The 2,410-nt window shown below is 43.6% G+C and carries 2 protein-coding genes; both read left to right on the plus strand.

The window, feature by feature from the left end; genetic code table 11:
* Positions 1 to 74 precede the first annotated feature (74 nt).
* Positions 75 to 1,178, plus strand: coding sequence for a GerAB/ArcD/ProY family transporter (locus AC1DUA_RS33865; protein WP_477503917.1), 1,104 nt, complete (start codon positions 75 to 77; stop codon positions 1,176 to 1,178).
* A gap of 16 nt (positions 1,179 to 1,194) precedes the next feature.
* Positions 1,195 to 2,292: a GerAB/ArcD/ProY family transporter gene (locus AC1DUA_RS33870; protein WP_477503918.1), complete on the plus strand. Its 1,098-nt coding sequence runs from the start codon at positions 1,195 to 1,197 to the stop codon at positions 2,290 to 2,292.
* Positions 2,293 to 2,410 lie beyond the last annotated feature (118 nt).

Genomic DNA, 2,410 nt, shown 5'->3' on the forward strand with positions numbered 1-2,410 from the left:
CCCTTTAAGCAAGCTTTTACTGCAAATCGGGTTAATTAAATAAGTAAGTTGAGCTCGGCATAGGGAGGCAGAGCATGAACAACGAGAGTACTTTAACAGCTCGGCAGCTCATGATATTCATTTTCTTAGTTTCATTGGGAACAACGATACTTGTCGTCCCCTCTATTTTGGCCGCAGAATCGAAACAGGATGCCTGGATCGCCGGAATAGCGGCAGTAAGCGTTGGATTACTCTTGATTTGGATGTATGTCAAATTAGCCCAGATGTTTCCGGCCATGACGCTATTTGATATGAATGAGCAAATATTAGGGAAATGGCTTGGCAAAGCGGTAACCCTCTTCTACATTTATATGATGTTCGTGCTAAGTGCGCAGGTTCTATTCTTTATTGGCACCTTCATGACGACGCAGATTATGCCGACTACCCCCATCCAATCCATTCATATTCTCATGATCACGTTTACCGTCATTGGCGCAAAGCTGGGTGTGATCATCTTAGGGAGAACCGCAGAAATCTTTTTTCCGTGGATTCTCTTACTGTTTTTCTTATTGGTGATTTTTGTAGCGCCGCAGTCCCATATCAAAAATCTCCTTCCTATTGGTGAAGCAAACTTCATATCCATTGCCCGTCCGGCTATGTTTATGATCGTATATTCCTTTTTCCCACTTGCATTTACCGTCTGTCTAATTTCAAAAGAAGCGAAATTTCCTGCGAAGTTCGCGAAATCCTTCTTCTATGGGGGCATAACTAGTGGGATCATGATGATCTTAATCACAGTACTGGGCATTCTGGTGATGGGAGCAGATCAATCATCACGACATGTCTATGCAACCTACGCACTAGCCAAAAAGATAAGCGTTGGGAACTTTCTCCAACGGATCGAGGTTACGGTTGCATTCTTATGGTTTATTTCCATTTATTTTAAGCTGACGTTTTATTTTCATGTCACGCTCAAAGCCATCTCCTCCCTTTTTCAACTGCAAAATTATAAATCTCTCGCAACGCCAGCGGGTCTCATCGTAATCGTGCTTTCCTTGATGGTGTACCCCAATGTGGCCTACATCCATGAATGGGATCAACATACCTGGGTACCTCTGGGGTTATGCTTCGGCTGCTTGCATCCCGCTTTACTCATCAGCATTGGCTACTTGCGTAGAAAAAAAGTTAAAAACCGCTAAACAAGGACGTGCTTGCATGGGCAAAGAGTCTATAACACCGCGACAACTCATGATCATCGTCATCCTTTATTCCATAGGCACGGCTATACTGGTCATTCCAGCATCAATCGCAGCGGATGTTAAACAAGATGCATGGATACCACTTTTACTGAGCATAGGTCTTGGTGCTATCTTGACCCTCCTTTATACCTCAGTTTCGAAAAAATATCCGGTCTCTTCCCTGTTCGACATCAACGACCTCGTTTTTGGCAAATGGCTGGGCAGACTCATCACTTTGGGAATCTCTTTTCTGACGCTTATTTTTGGTGCACAGGATGTTTTTTACGTAGGCCATTTTATGAGTACTCAAATCATGCCCTCAACGCCGATCCAGTCCATTAACATCTTGTTCATGCTTGTGGTCATGATGGGAGCCAAGCTGGGATTGGTTGTTTTTCTTAGAACTGCTGAAATTTTCTTCCCATGGCTGATCCTCTTGTTTACATTATTCATAACCATGAATATTCCTAATATGGATACGAACCATCTCTTACCGATTGGCGAAGCGACAGCAATCCCGATCACTCGCTCTGTCATAAGAATCGTCTGTTTTACCTATATCCCCTTGTTTATTACAATTGGCCCTATTCTTTATCAAGTTTCTAATGTAAAAAAAGCAGCAAAAGGTTACCACGTAGGCGTTGTAATAAGCGGTCTGGCCTTACTTTTACTCGTGGTATCCAGTGTGCTGGTACTAGGCCCTGATACTACGGCCATGGAAGCTTTCCCCAGTTATGCCTTGGCACAAAGAATAAGCATCGGCAATTTCTTTCAGCGCATAGAAGTTGTCGTGGCCTTTTTGTGGCTTGTTTCCATTTTCTTCAAAACATCCATGTACTTTCATACCACACTTAGAGGTTTAGCACACACATTCCAGCTAAGTGATTACAAATCGCTTTGTATTCCGATTGGGCTAATCGTGATCGTACTAGCACAAGTCGTTTATCCGAATGGGGCCTTTGAGCAGAAATGGGATAACCATACCTACATTCCGCTTGCCCTCATTCTAGGTGTTGTTTATCCACTAAGCATTGTACTGATTGGTTGGATGAGAGGACGGTTGCGCACCAAATAAATTAGGCCCAATCGGCTTATTGCGCGTAAGTGTATGTCAGGTATTACTCGAAGCGCAAAGAGAAACTCGTGCCGGTGAACGTTTATTAAGGCCCTGGGTGCAGTTGTAGAAGCAAGGT

Source organism: Paenibacillus sp. 01T422, from assembly GCF_056398785.1.